The sequence below is a fragment of the Nonomuraea sp. LP-02 genome (assembly GCF_036289125.1).
In the GTDB taxonomy this organism is placed as follows: domain Bacteria; phylum Actinomycetota; class Actinomycetes; order Streptosporangiales; family Streptosporangiaceae; genus Nonomuraea; species Nonomuraea bangladeshensis.
In genome coordinates this window covers 4,138,942-4,153,684 of the sequence record NZ_JAXCLK010000001.1, presented here as the reverse complement: position 1 = coordinate 4,153,684, position 14,743 = coordinate 4,138,942, and the positions used below count along the sequence as shown (strand labels likewise).

Annotated in this window: 17 protein-coding genes; 9 read left to right on the top strand and 8 right to left on the bottom strand. The window is 73.3% G+C overall.

Annotation, left to right across the window (positions count from 1 at the left end):
* The first annotated feature begins 142 nt into the window (after positions 1–142).
* Genes SMD20_RS19230 through era form a run of 4 tightly spaced genes read left to right on the top strand, consistent with a single transcriptional unit; the run spans position 143 to position 2,548 of the window.
* Positions 143–802 (top strand): hypothetical protein, encoded by a 660-nt coding sequence (locus SMD20_RS19230; RefSeq protein WP_329582850.1) that lies wholly within the window; start codon positions 143–145, stop codon positions 800–802.
* 24 nt (positions 803–826) lie between these two features.
* Positions 827–1,144, top strand: a complete 318-nt coding sequence (locus SMD20_RS19225; RefSeq protein WP_329582848.1) for a cytidine deaminase — start codon at positions 827–829, stop codon at positions 1,142–1,144.
* 1 nt (position 1,145) lies between these two features.
* Positions 1,146–1,625 carry an NUDIX domain-containing protein gene (locus tag SMD20_RS19220; protein WP_329582845.1) on the top strand — a complete coding sequence of 160 codons (480 nt, stop codon included), beginning with the start codon at positions 1,146–1,148 and terminating at the stop codon, positions 1,623–1,625.
* 14 nt (positions 1,626–1,639) lie between these two features.
* Entirely contained in the window at positions 1,640–2,548 is a 909-nt protein-coding gene (gene era / locus SMD20_RS19215; protein WP_329582843.1) for a GTPase Era, read from the top strand.
* Here era and SMD20_RS19210 read toward each other — a convergent pair.
* The 7 genes from SMD20_RS19210 to SMD20_RS19180 are packed head-to-tail and all read right to left on the bottom strand — an operon-like array spanning position 2,539 to position 7,473.
* Complete coding sequence (locus SMD20_RS19210; RefSeq protein ID WP_329582840.1) at positions 2,539–3,015, bottom strand: hypothetical protein; 477 nt, start codon at positions 3,013–3,015, stop codon at positions 2,539–2,541. The two genes, era and SMD20_RS19210, sit on opposite strands and share 10 nt — an antisense overlap.
* A 4-nt stretch (positions 3,016–3,019) precedes the next feature.
* On the bottom strand, positions 3,020–3,778 hold the full coding sequence (locus SMD20_RS19205; protein ID WP_329582837.1) for an urease accessory protein UreD: 759 nt from the start codon (positions 3,776–3,778) through the stop codon (positions 3,020–3,022).
* A 14-nt stretch (positions 3,779–3,792) separates the two neighbouring features.
* Positions 3,793–4,467 carry an urease accessory protein UreG gene (ureG, locus tag SMD20_RS19200; protein WP_329582834.1) on the bottom strand — a complete coding sequence of 225 codons (675 nt, stop codon included), beginning with the start codon at positions 4,465–4,467 and terminating at the stop codon, positions 3,793–3,795.
* Positions 4,468–4,484: 17 nt separating this feature from the next.
* Entirely contained in the window at positions 4,485–5,153 is a 669-nt protein-coding gene (locus tag SMD20_RS19195) for an urease accessory protein UreF (RefSeq protein WP_329582832.1), read from the bottom strand.
* Between the two features lie 7 nt (positions 5,154–5,160).
* Positions 5,161–6,870, bottom strand: coding sequence for an urease subunit alpha (locus SMD20_RS19190; RefSeq protein WP_329582829.1), 1,710 nt, complete (start codon positions 6,868–6,870; stop codon positions 5,161–5,163).
* Positions 6,863–7,174 (bottom strand): urease subunit beta, encoded by a 312-nt coding sequence (locus tag SMD20_RS19185; protein ID WP_329582827.1) that lies wholly within the window; start codon positions 7,172–7,174, stop codon positions 6,863–6,865. The genes SMD20_RS19190 and SMD20_RS19185 overlap by 8 nt, the downstream gene beginning before the upstream one ends.
* Entirely contained in the window at positions 7,171–7,473 is a 303-nt protein-coding gene (locus SMD20_RS19180; protein WP_329582825.1) for an urease subunit gamma, read from the bottom strand. The genes SMD20_RS19185 and SMD20_RS19180 overlap by 4 nt, the downstream gene beginning before the upstream one ends.
* Positions 7,474–7,671: 198 nt before the next feature.
* Between SMD20_RS19180 and urtA the strand changes: the two genes are divergently transcribed.
* Genes urtA through urtE form a run of 5 tightly spaced genes read left to right on the top strand, consistent with a single transcriptional unit; the run spans position 7,672 to position 12,156 of the window.
* Positions 7,672–8,877 (top strand): urea ABC transporter substrate-binding protein, encoded by a 1,206-nt coding sequence (urtA, locus tag SMD20_RS19175; RefSeq protein ID WP_329582822.1) that lies wholly within the window; start codon positions 7,672–7,674, stop codon positions 8,875–8,877.
* Positions 8,877–9,725, top strand: a complete 849-nt coding sequence (gene urtB / locus SMD20_RS19170; protein ID WP_329582820.1) for an urea ABC transporter permease subunit UrtB — start codon at positions 8,877–8,879, stop codon at positions 9,723–9,725. The genes urtA and urtB overlap by 1 nt, the downstream gene beginning before the upstream one ends.
* Positions 9,722–10,753 (top strand): urea ABC transporter permease subunit UrtC, encoded by a 1,032-nt coding sequence (gene urtC, locus SMD20_RS19165; protein ID WP_329582817.1) that lies wholly within the window; start codon positions 9,722–9,724, stop codon positions 10,751–10,753. Before urtB ends, urtC begins: the two co-directional genes overlap by 4 nt.
* The gene (urtD, locus tag SMD20_RS19160; RefSeq protein WP_329582814.1) at positions 10,737–11,489 is read left to right on the top strand and encodes an urea ABC transporter ATP-binding protein UrtD; all 753 of its coding nucleotides are present in this window, start codon (positions 10,737–10,739) and stop codon (positions 11,487–11,489) included. Before urtC ends, urtD begins: the two co-directional genes overlap by 17 nt.
* Positions 11,464–12,156, top strand: coding sequence for an urea ABC transporter ATP-binding subunit UrtE (gene urtE, locus SMD20_RS19155; RefSeq protein WP_329582811.1), 693 nt, complete (start codon positions 11,464–11,466; stop codon positions 12,154–12,156). Before urtD ends, urtE begins: the two co-directional genes overlap by 26 nt.
* A 5-nt stretch (positions 12,157–12,161) precedes the next feature.
* Here the strand turns inward: urtE and SMD20_RS19150 are convergent, their stop codons facing one another.
* Complete coding sequence (locus SMD20_RS19150; protein WP_329582808.1) at positions 12,162–14,732, bottom strand: AfsR/SARP family transcriptional regulator; 2,571 nt, start codon at positions 14,730–14,732, stop codon at positions 12,162–12,164.
* Between the last annotated feature and the right edge of the window lie 11 nt (positions 14,733–14,743).

Sequence of the window (14,743 nt, the reverse complement as noted above, 5' to 3'; positions counted from 1 at the left end):
GCGTCCCGGCCGGGCGGCCGGCTGAGACGCTGGTCGGCGTAAAGGGTGTTCTTGTCCGGCAAGACCGGATGAGGACACCCTTTTTGCGTGTCGCCGAGATCCCCGAGTGAGCCCCCAGGGCATCCTCCGCGCTGGGGGAATCATGAGACGAAGACGGAGGACCGCCGCCGCGGCCCACCTGCTCGCCTGGGCGCTCGCCGGAGTGCTCACGGGCGCGCTGGCGGGCTGCGGCGGCGGTGGCGGGGAAAGCTTCATCGACCCGCGCGCCATGGCGCAACTGCGCGAGGCGCTCAGCAAGGAGCCGAGCCTGCCCGAGGGCTTCACGGCCCGGCCCGACCAGGCGTGGCGGATGCCGTTCGGCCCGGCGGAGCGCAGTTGCCGCGCGCTGCTGGAGCCCGCCGCCGGGAACGCGCCCGGCCAGGCGCTCACCGCGCAGGCGGCGGTCAGCTACCAGGGCGACGGGCTGGGGGAGCAGGCCGGGGTGGGTCTGGCCCGGTACGCCGGCGGGGAGGCCGGGGCGCACCTCGACGAGCTGGACAGGGCCCGCAGGGAGTGCCAGGAGGTGCGTACCTCGTCGGGGACCGACCTGTGGCTGAGCGAGCTGCCGCCGGAGGCCGCCGGGGACGACGCCGTAGGCGCGCGGCTGCAGGGACGGCTGCACGGATATCCGTACGCGCTGGACGTGGTCTTCTCCCGGGTCGGCGACACGCTCGTGTCGGTGGTGCACACGGGCATGAACGACGTGGACCCGGCACGCACCAGGCAGGTGGTCGAGGCGGCCATGGCGATGGCCGGCACCTGATCCAGGGCGCCTAATCTAGAGCGCGTGACTCTCGATCCTGAAGACAGCAAGATCATTACCTTGGCGCGGGCCGCGCGGGCGCGCAACGGCTCGGCCGAGGGCGCCGCGGTGCGCGACGAGACCGGGCGCACCTACTCGGCGACCGACGTCAAGCTGGCCGCGCTCTCGCTCTCGGCCGTGCAGGTGGCGGTGGCCATGGCCATCTCCAGCGGCGCGCGGTCCCTGGAGGCGGTCGCGGTGGTGAGCGAGGGCGAGCCGGGCGACGGCGACCGGGCCGTGGCCGCGGAGCTGGGCGTGTCGTCGCTGCTCGTGGCCGGCCCCGACGGCACGCTGCGCAGCTGACATGCCGATGTCCCCGTTCCTCGCCAGGCTGCGCGAGAAGGTGGGCGGCGAGCTGCTCATGCTGCCCTCGGTGTCCGGGTTCGTCTTCGACGGGGCGGGGCGGCTGCTGGTGGCCAGGCACGGCGACGTGGGCCTGTGGGCGGCGCCCGGCGGCGGCGTCGACCCCGACGAGCGCCCCCAGGACGCCGTGACGCGCGAGCTGCGCGAGGAGCTCGGCATCGAGATCGAGGTACGCGGCCTCATCGGCGTCTACGGCGGCCCGGAGTTCCGCGTCCGCTACCCCAACGGTCACCAGGTCGGCTACGTCATCGCCGGTTACGCCTGCGTGATCGCCTCGGGCGATCCCGAGCCCGACGGCGACGAGATCACCGGGTTCCGGTGGGTGAGCGAGGAGGAGCTGGCCGGCCTCCACACCACCGTCTGGATGCCGCTGGTGGCGCCCGAGGCGTTCGCCTGGTGGCGTGAACACGCCCGCCGATAGGACAGAATGCAGAGGTGACCTCGCCAGACAGCCATCGCGCCGGATTCGCCTGCTTCGTGGGCAGGCCGAACGTCGGCAAGTCCACGCTGATGAACGCCCTGGTCGGCTCCAAGGTGGCGATCACCTCCTCCAAGCCGCAGACCACCAGGCGCGCCATCAGGGGCATCGTGCACCGCCCCGACGCCCAGCTCGTCATCGTGGACACCCCCGGCCTGCACCGCCCGCGCACGCTGCTCGGCGAGCGGCTGGACAGCCTGGTGCTGTCCACGCTGACCGAGGTGGACGTGATCGGCTTCTGTGTCCCGGCCAACGAGCCGATCGGCAAGGGCGACCGGTTCATCGCCGACAAGCTGTCGGCGGTGAAGAAGACGCCGGTGGTGGCCGTGGTCACCAAGTGCGACCTGGCCTCCCGCGACCAGATCGCCGAGCAGCTGCTCGCGGTGTCGCAGATCGCGGAGTTCGCCGACGTGGTGCCGGTCTCGGCGCAGTCCGGCGAGCAGCTCGACGTCGTCGGCGACGTGCTGATCAAGCACCTGCCGGAGTCGCCGCCGCTCTACGAGGACGGCACCCTCACCGACGAGCCCGAGCAGGTGCTGGTCGGCGAGCTGATCAGGGAGGCCGCGCTGGAGGGCGTGCGTGACGAGCTGCCGCACTCCATCGCCGTGGTCGTCGACGAGATGCTGCCCCGCGAGGGGCGTGACGACCTGCTCGACATCTACGCCCACATGTTCGTCGAACGGCCCTCGCAGAAGGCCATCGTCATCGGGCACAAGGGCGAGCGGCTGCGCGAGGTGGGCACCAAGGCCCGCAAGCAGATCGAGGCGCTGCTCGGCACCCGCGTCTACCTCGACCTGCGCATCAGCGTGGCCAAGGACTGGCAGCGCGACCCCAAGCAGCTGCGCCGCCTCGGCTTCTACGACTGAGCGCCGGTCCTGGCCCGCCTGACCAGCGCCAGGACCCCGAGCACGACGAGCGCGAGCGCGCAAGCCAGCGTGGCGAACCAGCCGGCCCTGATCACCGGCGTGACCGACAGCAGGCCGAGATCCACCGAGACGCGGTCCCGCAGGCCGCCCCCCTGCAGCTGGAACATCAGGGTGGCGGCCACGGCCAGTCCGCCGGGCAGCACGGCCAGGGCGGCGAGGCGCGGATGGGCCAGCAGCCCGGCGAGCCCGCAGGCGAGCGCCGCCAGCCCGGCCAGCAGGGCATAGACGCCGAGCCCGTCGTCGATGCCGCGCACGTCACCCGACACCTCGGCGCCGAGCATGCCGATCCTGGCCTCGACGCCGGCCCACGGCAGGATCGCACAGAACACCAGGAGCGCCGCGACGGCGGTCACGGCCAGCGGGTAGCCGCGGCCGGGGCGGCGGACGAGCTGCAGGTCTTCGGCCACACGATCAGAGTATGCCGGGCCGGGCGCCACCGCCACGGCCTGCGACAGTGTCGTCACCATCCATGGACACCGCGCGCTCCCCGCGTTCCAGGCGGGAGCGCAGCTCCACCGCGTCCGCGGCGAGGGCCGACACCACCGTGCCGGACGCGGCCAGCGGCAGCACCGCGAGCCCGTCGGAGACCAGCGGCTCCTTCGCGGTGGCGGTGAGGAACGTGGTGCCGAGGCAGCGCGCCCCGCCGAGCACCGCCGGGGAGGCGTCCAGGACGGGATCGCCGAGCGTGAGCTCCTGCCGCAGCAGCGGGCGGCCGGCGAGGGTGGCGTCGAAGCGCGTGTGGCAGCGGCCGGGCCGCTCGCCGTGCCGGCCGAGCACGATCTCCTCGCGCCACAGCGCGCTCGCTTCCGGCTCCAGCTCCAGGCGGACGATCAGCCGGTGCGCGCAGCCGGCGGCGAGCACCGTCGGCTCGGGCACGAAGCGGAGCCGCGCGCCCGCGCCGACCCGGGCGGTGACCAGCAGCTCCGACTCGCCCGTGCCGGGCAGGACCAGCGTGCTCGCCACCGACGCCAGCTCCAGCGTCGTACCGGACGCGACGTCGAGGTCCAGCGACAGGCGGTCGCCGCCGAGCGGGCCGGCCGCCGTCGAGATCAGGTGCACGGTGTGCGGGCCGGTCTGGCGCAGCGTCAACGGCGGCGCCGAGGCCAGCCGCCGCAGCACGGTCCGCCCGCCGGCGCCGAGCGCCGTCGCCACGGCCGCCGCCGCCCGCATCCCGGCCCTCCGCATCAGGACGCGGGGGTCGCGTGGGCGTGGGACCAGGCGGTCACCTGGTCGCTGACCCAGCTCGCGACCGCGCCGGCCGACGGCTGCTCGCGGATCGAGGTGAACAGGACCGGGCGCTCACCGCGTACGGCGGCCGCGTCGCGGTCCATCACGCCGAGGTCGGCGCCCACCATCGTCGCCAGGTCAGTCTTGTTGATCACCAGCAGGTCTGCGGTGGTGACGCCGGGCCCGCCCTTGCGCGGCACCTTGTCGCCGCCCGACACGTCCAGGACGAAGATCTGCCGGTCGGCGAGCCCGCGGCTGAACGTGGCCGTGAGGTTGTCGCCGCCGCTCTCCACGATGACCAGGTCGAGCGGCCCGAACCGGTCCTCCAGCGTCTCGACGGCGTCGAGGTTGGCCGCGATGTCGTCGCGGATGGCGGTGTGCGGGCAGCAGCCGGTCTCGACGGCGAGGATGCGCTCGGGGTCGAGCACGCCCGCGCGGCGCAGGAAGTCGGCGTCCTCGGTGGTGTAGATGTCGTTGGTCACCACGCCCAGGGACATGACGGGCCCGAGCGTACGGCACAGCGCGGCCACCAGGGCCGTCTTGCCGCTGCCCACGGGGCCGCCCACGCCGAGGCGCAGCGCCCGGCCGTGGCCGTCGGGAGCGCGGTGATGGTCGTCGTGACGAGCGCCCATGGTGTGAAGGGTCCTTCCTAGGAGACGAACAGCCGGACCTCGGCCGTGGCGTGCTGCTCGGCCAGCAGGTCCAGGGCCGGGGCCGAGCACGCGGGCAGCTCCGCCCACGAGCCGGGCGGGTGTGCGCGCCCGGCCACCGCCGCGAGGTCGGGGCCGAGGGCGGCGAGCAGGGCGTGCACGGCGACCGGGTCCAGGCCGAGCAGCCGGACCGCCGCCGTGGCCGGGCCGCTGACCGCGTGGTACGCCGCCGCCAGCGCCGCCTCTCCGGCCGTGGCCCCGGCGGCGTACGCGGCCACGCCGAGCGCGACCGGGTGGTGCGGGCTCGGCGTCCGCCGCGCCAGCTCTTCCAAAGCCTCGGCCGGCCACACCCGGCGGGCGACCCGCAGCAGCAGGCGGCCCTGCGTACGGGACGCCGCCCGCTGCGCGGGGGAGGCGGTGCGGGCGTCGGCCTCCTCGTCCAGCAGCTCCCACCCGGGACTCTCGGCCACGGCACCAGCGCAGGCGGCGGCGGCCAGGGCGGCGGCCGGCACGCCCGCCGTGTGCAGCCGCCCCCGCAGGAACCGCTCCAGGGACGGCACGTCGTGCACCGCTCCCGACGCGATCGCCCGCTCGGCGCCGCCGGAGTGCGCGTGGCCGCCGGCCGGCAGGCGGGAGTCGGCGAGCAGCAGCAGACCGGGACTCAGCATGACGCCATCAGAACAGGAAATAGCGCTGGGCCATGGGCAGGCTGACGGCCGGGGCGGGCTCGATCAGCTCGCCGTCGACCCGCACCTCGAACGTGTCGGCCGCCACCTCGATCCTCGGCAGGGCGTCGTTGAGCGGCATGGCGGCCTTGCCGCGGCGGCGTACGTCGGCGGCCGGAGCGAGCCGCCGACGCACGTCGAGCCGGTCGGCGAGCCCCGACTCCAGCGCCATCGGCGCCACGAAGTGCAGCGAGGTGGCCGCGGCGGTCACCGGCGAGGCGCCGAACATGGGCCGCGGCAGCACCGGCTGCGGCGTCGGGATGGAGGCGTTGGCGTCGCCCATCTGCGCCCAGGCGACCACGCCGCCCTTCAGCACGAGGTCCGGCTTGACGCCGAAGAACGCCGGGTCCCACAGGACGAGGTCGGCGAGCTTGCCGCGTTCGACGGAGCCGACCTCGCCGTCCAGGCCGTGGGCGACGGCCGGGCAGATGGTGTATTTGGCGACGTAGCGGCGGGCCCGCAGGTTGTCCGCGGGGCCGTCGCCGAGCGAGCCGCGGCGGGTCCTCATGACGTGCGCGGTCTGCCAGGTACGGATGATCGTCTCGCCGATGCGGCCCATGGCCTGCGAGTCGGAGCCGATCATCGAGATCGCGCCCATGTCGTGCAGCACGTCCTCGGCGGCCATCGTCGTGGGCCGGATGCGCGACTCGGCGAAGGCGAGGTCCTCGGGGATCGACGGGTTGAGGTGGTGGCAGACCATCAGCATGTCGAGGTGTTCGTCGAGCGTGTTGACGGTGTGCGGCCGGGTGGGGTTGGTGGAGGAGGGCAGCACGTTGGGGTAGGCGGCGACGCGGATGATGTCGGGGGCGTGGCCGCCGCCCGCGCCCTCGGTGTGGTAGGCGTGGATCATCCGGTCGCCGATGGCGGCGAGCGTCGACTCGACGAACCCGGCCTCGTTCAGGGTGTCGGTGTGGATCGTCACCTGCACGCCGGTCGCGTCGGCCACCCGCAGGCAGGCGTCGATGGCGGCCGGGGTGGTGCCCCAGTCCTCGTGCAGCTTGAAGCCGGAGGCGCCGGCCCGCAGCTGCTCCAGCAGGCCCTCGGCGCTGACGGTGTTGCCCTTGCCGAGCAGCGCGAAGTTCAGCGGGTAGGAGTCGAGCGACTCCAGCATGCGGCCGAGATACCAGGCGCCGGTCACGGTGGTGGCCTTGGTGCCGTCCACGGGGCCGGTGCCGCCGCCGACGATCGTGGTGACGCCCGAACCGATGGCCTCGTCGAGGAGCTGCGGGCAGATCAGGTGGACGTGCGAGTCGACGGCCCCGGCGGTGAGGATCTTGCCGTTGCCGGACAGGATCTCGGTGGACGGGCCGATGACGAGGTCGACGCCGTCCATGGTGTCGGGGTTGCCGGCCTTGCCGAGGCCGTGGATCCGGCCGTCGCGGATGCCGACGTCTGCCTTGATCACGCCCCAGTGGTCGAGGATGACCGCGCCGGTGATGACGAGGTCCATGGCGCCCTCGGCGCGGGTGGCGCGGGACTGTCCCATGGACTCGCGGATGACCTTGCCGCCGCCGAACACGGCCTCGTCGCCGGCGCCCGCCGGGCCCATCGACAGGTCCTCGGTGACCTCGATGAACAGGTCGGTGTCGGCCAGCCGGATCCGGTCACCGGTGGTGGGGCCGTAGAGCGCGGCGTAGCGGGCCCGCGAGAGGTCAGCCATCGAGCGGCCCCGCCCATTCCGGACGCAGGCCGGGGACGATCCGGGCGCCGGTCAGCGGCACGAGCGTGACGTCGCGCTCGACGCCCGGCTCGAACCTGATCGCGGTGCCCGCGGGCACGTCCAGCCGCATCCCCCACGCCGCCTTCCTGTCGAACTCCAGCCCCGGGTTGACGGCGGCGAAGTGGTAGTGGGAGCCCACCTGGACCGGCCGGTCGGCCGTGTTGACCACGCGCAGCGTCGTCCGTTCGCGCCCCGGGTTGAGCGGGTGGGAGCCTTCGGGGTGCGCGTACTCGCCGGGGATCACGGGATCGGCCTGTGCACGGTCACGAGCTTGGTGCCGTCGGGGAACGTGGCCTCGATCTGCACGCGCTCCAGCATCTCCGGCACGCCCTCCATGACGTCGGCCCGGCTCAGCACCGCGCGGCCGGCCTCCATGAGCTCGGCCACGGTGCGCCCGTCCCTGGCGCCCTCCATGAGGAACGAGGCGATGACGGCGGTGGCCTCGGGGTGGTTGAGCCGCAGGCCCCTGGCCTGCCGCTCGCGCGCCACCCCGGCGGCGACGTGGATGAGCAGCCGTTCCTGCTCGTGTGAGGTAAGCCGCATGGCCGGACCATAGGAACCGGGGGTTTCGCCGCCGTTGCCGGGGGATGTCGTGTCTGTTTCGCCCTGCGGCGAAGGCGCACATGACGGGTTATACGCACTGGTGAAGATCCGGCAAAGACGTATTAACGCCCGGGATCCGCGCGCGAAACGCGCCGGGGTCACCTTTCTCGCAGAACCGGTCGGCAGGAAGGAACCGCCGTGCGCATCTCCCGCCCGATTGTCTCAGTAGTCCTCGTCTTAGCCCTAGCGGCCTGCGGGTCCGATGCCCAGCCGGCCGCCGAGGCCCAGGAGATCAAGGTCGGCCTCCTCCACTCGCTCAGCGGCACGATGGCGATCAGCGAGGTCACCGTACGCGACGCCGAGCTGCTGGCCATCGACGAGATCAACCGGGCAGGCGGGGTGCTCGGCAAGAAGCTCGTCCCCGTGGCCGAGGACGGCGCCTCCGACTGGCCGACCTTCGCCGAGAAGGCCACCAAGCTCATCAGGCAGGACAAGGTCGCCACCGTCTTCGGCGGCTGGACCTCCGCCAGCCGCAAGGCCATGCTCCCGGTCTTCGAGCGCTACAAGGCGCTGCTGTGGTATCCGGTGCAGTACGAGGGCCTGGAGAGCTCGCCGTACATCTTCTACACCGGCGCCACCACCAACCAGCAGATCATCCCCGGCCTCGACTACCTGAAGGAGCAGGGCAAGAAGAAGGTCTTCCTGGTCGGCAGCGACTACGTCTTCCCGCGCACCGCCAACAAGATCATCAAGGCGTACGCGGCTGCCAACGGCATGGAGGTCCTCGGCGAGGAGTACACGCCGCTCGGCCACACCGAGTACTCGACCCTCGTCAACAAGGTCGTCCAGGCCAAGCCGGACGCGGTGTTCAACACCCTCAACGGCGACAGCAACGTCGCCTTCTTCAAGCAGCTCAAGAGCGCCGGCGTCACCGCCGAGGCGATGCCCGTGCTGTCGGTCAGCGTCGCCGAGGAGGAGGTCACCGGCATCGGCGTGGACAACATCGCCGGCCACCCGGTCGCCTGGAACTACTACCAGACCACCGAGACCCCGGCCAACGAGGCGTTTGTCAAGGCGTACAAGGCCAAGTACGGCGCGAACAAGGTCACCTCCGACCCCATGGAGGCCGGCTACAACGCCGTCTACCTGTGGGCCGAGGCCGTCAAGAAGGCCGGCACCACCGAGGTCGAGGCGGTGAGGAAGGCCGCGCCCGGCATCTCACTGGACCGCCCCGAGGGCAAGGTCACCATCGACGGCGAGAACCAGCACATGTACAAGACCGCCCGCATCGGCATCATCCAGCCCGACGGGCTGATCAAGCAGGTGTGGGACTCCGGCGAGCCGATCAAGCCGGACCCGTACCTGAAGGCCTACCCCTGGGCGGCCGGGCTGGCGGCCTCCTGATGACGGCCTTCGTCAACCAGCTTCCCATCGGGCTGTCCATCGGGGCGGTGCTGCTGCTCGTCGCGCTCGGGCTGACGTTCACGTTCGGCCAGATGGGCGTGATCAACATGGCGCACGGGGAGTTCATCATGGCGGGCGCGTACACCGCGTTCCTCATCGGCGACCTCGTGCTCGCGCTCCCGGCGGCGTTCCTCGTCGCCGGGGCCATGGGGCTGGTCCTGGAACGCGCGGCCGTCCGCCACTTCTACGGCCGCCCGCTGGACACGCTGCTGCTCACCTGGGGCGTCAGCCTGGTGCTGCAGCAGCTCGCCCGCGACCTGTTCGGCGCGCCGAACGTGCAGGTGCCCGCGCCCTCCTGGCTGGCCGGGGGCGTCGGCATCCTGCCCTACAACCGGCTGTTCATCATGGCGCTGGCCGTCGCCGGCGTGGTCGCGGTCTGGGTCTACCTCAACCGCACCGCGCTCGGCCGGCGTACGCAGGCGGTGGTGCAGAACCGGCGGCTCGCCGCGACCAGCGGGATCGACACCGGACGGGTGGACATGCTGACGTTCTTCGTCGGCTCCGGGCTGGCCGGCGTGGCCGGGGTGGCGCTCACCCTCATCGGGCCGGTCGGGCCGGGGCTCGGCACGTACTACATCGTGGACGCCTTCCTCGTGGTGGTCGCGGGCGGGCTCGGGCAGCTGCGCGGGGCGGTGCTCGCGGCGGCCGGGCTCGGCCTGCTCAACTCCTACGCCGAGTTCTGGTCGGACGCCTCGCTGGCGAAGGTGATCGTGTTCGCCGTGATCATCGCGTTCCTCCAGGTGCGCCCGCAGGGGATGTTCGTCCTCAGATCGCGGGTGCTCACATGAGGGAGCTGATCCGGCGGAACCTGCCGTTCGCCGCCGTCGCCGTGGTGGCGCTGGTCGCCGCGCCGCTGCTGCTGGAGCCGTTCCGGCTGGGCCTGCTGGCGAAGTACCTGTGCTACGCGATCGTCGCGCTCGGCATCGGGCTGGCGTGGGGCAAGGGCGGCATGCTCACCCTCGGGCAGGGCGTCTTCTTCGGGCTCGGCGGCTACGCGATGGCGATGTACCTCAAGCTCACCGAGGCCGGTCCCGGCGGGCTGCCGGACTTCATGGTGTGGAGCGGCGTGGAGGAGCTGCCGGCGCTGTGGGCGCCGTTCGCCAGCCCGGTCCTCGCGCTCGGGATGGCCGTGCTCGGGCCGATGGCGCTCGCGGTGGTCCTCGGCACGCTGGTGTTCCGGCAGCGGGTGCGCGGGGCGTACTTCGCGATCCTCACCCAGGCGCTGGCCGCCGCCCTGGTCATCCTGCTGGTCGGCCAGCAGGGGCTGACCGGCGGCACCAACGGCATGACGAACTTCTTCGAACTGTTCGGCCAGGACCTCGCCGAGGACTCCACGCAGCGCGGGCTCTACCTGGTGACGGCCGGCGTGCTCGGCGTCCTCTACCTGGCGACCCGGCAGCTCGTGAACAGCCGCTTCGGCCGGCTGCTGGTGGCGGTGCGCGACGGCGAGGACCGGGTGCGCTTCCTCGGCTACGACCCGGCCCTCGTCAAGACCGTCACCTTCGCGATCTCGGCCGGCATGGCCGGGCTGGCGGGCGCGCTGTTCGTGCCGGTCGTCGGCATCATCTCGCCGGCGCTGCTCGGCGTCGTGCCGTCGCTGGAGCTGGTGGTCGCGGTGGCGGTCGGCGGTCGGCACGCCCTGGCGGGGGCCGTGCTGGGCGCGGTCGTCATGGGCTACGCCAAGACCGCCTTCAGCGAGCAGTTCGCCGACGGCTGGCTCTACCTGCAGGGCGCGCTGTTCATCCTGGTCATGACCCTGGCCCCCAAGGGGATCGCCGGGCTTCTCGGGAGGGTGCGCCGTGCTCGAACTGCGTGACGTGCGGGTGGAGTTCGACGGCTACCGGGCGCTCGACGGCGTGGACCTGACGGTCCCGGAGGGGGAGCTGCGCTTCCTCATCGGGCCGAACGGCGCGGGCAAGACCACGCTGATCGACGTGATCACCGGGCTGACCCGGCCGGTGGCCGGCAGCGTGCGCTTCGCCGGTCACGACCTGGTGGGCCGCAAGGAGCACCAGATCGTCCGGCTCGGCGTCGGCCGGACGTTCCAGACCTCGGTGGTGTTCGAGGAGCTGACCGTCCTGGAGAACCTCGACCTGGCGGCCGGCTTCCGCAGCCCGCTCTGGTCGCTCGCCCGGCGGCGGCGCGGCGTCTCCGAGGCCGTCGCCGAGGCCCTGGCCAGGACCGGGCTCGAAGAGCTCGCCGAACGTTCAGCGGGCGTTCTCTCCCACGGCCAGCGCCAGTGGCTGGAGATCGGGATGCTGCTGGCGCAGCGGCCGAGGCTGCTGCTGCTGGACGAGCCGGTGGCCGGCATGTCTGGCGACGAACGCGAGCGCACCGGCCGGCTGCTCATCGAGATCGCCGCGGACCACACGGTGATCGTGGTCGAGCACGACATGGAGTTCCTGAGGCGGCACGCGTCCACCGTGACCGTGCTGCACGAGGGCAAGGTGCTCGTGGAGGGGTCGGTGGAGCAGGTCAGCGCCGATCCGCGGGTGCAGGAGGTCTATCTCGGGAGGAGGCCGAGCGATGCTGCTGTCGGTGAACGGACTTGAGTCGGGGTACGGACGGGCGCGCGTGCTGTTCGGAGTGTCGCTGGAGGTGGAGCCCGGCCGGCTCGTCTGCGTGATGGGCCGCAACGGCGTCGGCAAGACGACCCTGCTCAACACCGTCATGGGCGTGCTGCCCGCCACGGCCGGCACGGTCGCCTTCGACGGCCGCGACGTGACCGGGCTGAAGCCGCACGAGCGGGTCAGGCTCGGCATGGGGTACGTCCCCCAGGGCCACCAGTGCTTCCCCCAGCTCTCCGTGCTCGGCAACCTGCTGGTCACCGTCGAGGCCGCCAAGCAGCCGAAGGAGGCCGTGGACGAGGCCCTGGACCTGTTCCCGGCGCTCAAGCCCATGCTCAGGCGGAGCGCCGGGCACCTGTCCGGCGGTCAGCAGCAGCAGCTCGCGATGGCCCGCGCCCTGGTCACCCGCCCCCGGATGCTCATCCTGGACGAGCCGACCGAGGGCATCCAGCCGTCGATCATCCTGGAGATCGAGGCGGCCATCGAGCGGCTGCACGCCGCCGGGCTGGCGGTGCTGCTCGTCGAGCAGTATCTGGACATCGCGCTGCGGCTCGCCGACCGGTTCGTCATCCTCGACGCCGGGCACGTCGTCAGGACGGGGGACGCCGAGGAGCTGCGGCGCGACGACGTACGCAGGCTGCTGGCGGTGTAGGGATCTCAGGCGGGGGCGCCGAGGAGGGCGAGCAGGCTGCGGGCGTTCGCGGCGCCCCGGCGCTCGCCCGTCCTGTCGAAGATCTCCAGCGCCGCCCTGGCCAGCTCGCCCGCCCGCCCGGCCGCGCCCTCCGCCCGGCCCACCCGGGCGAGGGCCAGCAGGGCGTGGGCGTCGAGCAGCCGGTCGCCGAGGCGTACCGCGAGGCTTCTCGCCTGCTCGGCGGCGGCGCGGGCGTCCGGCTTGCGCCCCTGCGCCAGCCGCGCCGCCGCCAGCTCCAGCAGCGTGTCGGCCTGCCGGTGCCGGTCGCCCAGCGCGGCCAGCCGGCCCACGGCGGCGGTCAGCCGGTCGGCGGCCTCGTCCAGGCGTCCCGCGCGGCGCAGCACCATGCCGAGGGCCTGCTCGGCGTCGGCCGCGTCGCGCTGGTTCTCCGCCCGCGCCAGGCAGGCCAGCAGCGTCCGCTCGGCCTCCTCCAGCCGGCCCAGCTCCAGGTGCACCCGGCCGAGCCTGCGGGTGGCGCGGGCGCTCTCCCGGGGCTGTCCCGCCAGCTTCGCCAGCGCCGCGAGCAGCCGTTCCTCGGCCTGCGCCCAGTCCCGCTCGGCCAGGTGCAGATCGCCCAGGTCCAGCAGGACGAGCCCCTCGCCGTCGCCGGAACGCCGTGCCGACACCAGCGCGAGTGAGGTCACGGCTCGCCAGTCGTCCAGGAAGCGCTGCCGCTCCAGGTAGGGCGCCAGCAGGTGCGCCAGCCGCCAGCACGGCTCGTCCAGGCCGGCCGCGTGCAGGTCGGCCACCAGGCTCACCAGGAAGCCCCGTTCGGCCGCCAGCCACTCCACCGACTCCCGGATGTCGCGGGTCGCCACGGTCGTCGCGGGATCGCCCGACACCAGCGAGAAGCGCGAGGCGCGGACCCGCTCCAGCACCACCTCCGCGAGCCGCGGCAGCACCTCCGGCACCGGCCGCTCGCGGGCGAACAGCCGGGTCAGGTCGTGCAGCCGGTAGCGGACCTGGCCCGCCACGTCCACGCCGTGCGTCTCCAGCAGCCCCGCGTCCACCAGCGCCTCGGCCTGGCCGCCCAGCAGCTCGGTCACCCAGTCGGCGAAGTCGGGGGCCGACAGCGCGCCGAGGCCGCGCAGCGTCCGCCTGGCCGCCTCCGGCAGCCCGTCGAACCCGATCGCGAACACGCTGCGCACCGCCAGGTCGCCGGCGTGCAGCCGGTCCAGCCGCTCGTGCTCGTCCTCCAGCAGGCGGACCAGGTAGCCGACGGTCCACTCGGGACGGGCCGCGAGGCGCGAGCCCGCGATGCGCAGCGCGATCGGCAGACCGCCGCAGAAGCGGGCCAGGCCGCGCAACCCGTCGTCCCCCGCCCGGCCCGAGCTCCTGGCCAGCAGCTCCAGCGCCGCCGCGTCGTCGAGGACGCCCACCGACAGCCGCCGCGCGCCCGGCAGCCCGCCGAGCGGTGAGCGGCTGGTCACCACCGTCGGGCAGGCGCTGAGCAGCGGCCGGACCTGCGCCTCGCCGATGGCGTTGTCCAGCAGCACGAGCAGCCGCCGGTTGGCGGTGTAGGCGCGGAACAATCGCTCGCGCTGCTCCAGCCCGGCCGGGATCGCCTGGGCGGGGCAGCCGAGCCAGCGCAGGAAGTCCTCCAGGACGGCGGCCGGGGTCGTGGTCTCGCGCAGGTCGGCGTACAGGATGCCGTCGCCGAAACGCTCGCGGGCCCGCCAGGCCGCGTGCACCGCCAGCGCCGACTTGCCCGCCCCCGCCTGCCCGTGGACCACGACCAGCCCGCCGACCACCTCGCCCAGCAGGTCCTCGCGTCCCGTGAAGTCGGCCACGTCGGGCGGCAGCAGCACCGGCGGGCCGGCCGACACGTGCAGCGACACGTCGTCGTGCAGCATGCGGTGGTAGAGGAGCTGCAGCTCGGGATCCGGCTCGATCGCGTGCCCGCCGTCGAGCCGGTCGCGCAGCACCGCGTACGCGGCCAGCGCGTCCACCCGACGCCCGCTCCGGTAGAGCGCCAGCATGTACTGGCCGCGGAAGCGCTGCCACAGCGGATACCGCTTGGTGAGCTGACGCAGCTCCGCCAGCAGCTCGCGGTGCCGCCCGGCGTCCAGGTCGGCCTGGAGCCGCCGCTCCAGGGCCAGCAGCCGCAGCTCCTCCAGCTCCTCGCGCAGCCGCCGCGTCTCCACCCACCGCTCGCCGTCGGGGTCCAGGTCCTCCAGCGCCTCGCCGCGCCACAGGCCCAGAGCCTCCTCGTACGCGCCCTCGCCCACCAGCAGCCGGAACCGGTCCACGTCGAGCCGGCCGTCGCCGAGGTGCAGCACGTACGCGCCGGAGACGGTCGCGATCGTGTCCTGGCCGATGAGCTTGCGGAGCTGCCCGACGTAGCCGCGGATCAGCGAGTCGGAGCGCTCGCCGCCCTCGCGCGGCCACAGCAGCCGCCGCAGCCGCTCAGCGGTGAGCGGCCGCCCTGCGTTGAGCAGGAACATCGCCAGCAGATCCCGGTGCTTGGGGACGGCCGGGGTGCGGTCCGCGCCGTCGGCGTCCCGGACCTCCAGCGGCCCCATGATGCGGAACTCCACCGCCCTTCCCT